This is a genomic window from Shewanella mangrovi (assembly GCF_000753795.1).
In the GTDB taxonomy this organism is placed as follows: domain Bacteria; phylum Pseudomonadota; class Gammaproteobacteria; order Enterobacterales; family Shewanellaceae; genus Shewanella; species Shewanella mangrovi.
Genome location: NZ_JPEO01000037.1, coordinates 1 through 837 on the forward strand (window position 1 = coordinate 1; position 837 = coordinate 837).

At 45.5% G+C, this 837-nt stretch carries 1 protein-coding gene; it reads right to left on the bottom strand.

All coding sequences use genetic code 11. The features are described 5' to 3' along the window. Positions 1 to 184 precede the first annotated feature (184 nt). A complete protein-coding gene (locus HR45_RS18890; protein WP_037445936.1) occupies positions 185 to 673 on the bottom strand; it encodes a hypothetical protein in 489 nt (162 codons plus the stop codon). Between the last annotated feature and the right edge of the window lie 164 nt (positions 674 to 837).

Consider the following 837-nt stretch of genomic DNA (forward strand, 5'->3'; position numbering starts at 1 on the left):
AATGTCGTGCTATGCAAACTCAGGAACACCACACGAGAGGAGAATTTGGAGCAACCCTACCGTCTGGAATGAGTTTTGGAACGCACATTAACGATAATAGTTCTCATTTATATTTGCAACACTTTTGTACTGCTCTTTACAAATCGCCCTGCATTAAAGTACGCACATTGACCACGATTATGACTCAATTGCCTTTTGGCTTTGCCATAACCGGAACATATAGCTCGATATTGTCTGTCTTGGCAATCTCCGCGCTTAACTCATCCACCGTACCCTGCAACTCATATAGCTGTGGTGATTTGATAATCGCATGGCTGGCATAAGCAGGTTTACGCGTCAGTTCTAACGCAATTTTGAATGCCTTATGATTTTGTGTAATCAAACAATATTTCAGCTCATCAAGACGATAAGCATTGCCGTCAATACGCAGCTGCAGTTCAGTAAAATCAAACGCTATGACTTTAGGCGCACTGACAAACCGGAAAAATCGTGCAAACAGCCAAGCTAAAGCCCCCAGCGCCGCCGCCACTAAAAATAACGCTTTTCCACGCAAACTGTCGGGGACTGAGTCCAGCGCCAACTGCACCCACGCGATTGAACAAAGGAGCCATAACAGCAGTGGCGCCATCAGATAGCTAGCAAAATGCTGCCGTGTAAATTGATAGGTTTTCAAGAAACTCACCTAGGGAGACAAAATCAGGACGACAGCATAACGGAATTAGCGGTGTGGAGACTAGGACGGATTACGCTATTCAACCAATGCCCGTCGGTATTGGCCACATGTGCCACCAAGGATAAAACTGCAGATAAAAAAACGCCGATGAAAATCATCGGCGC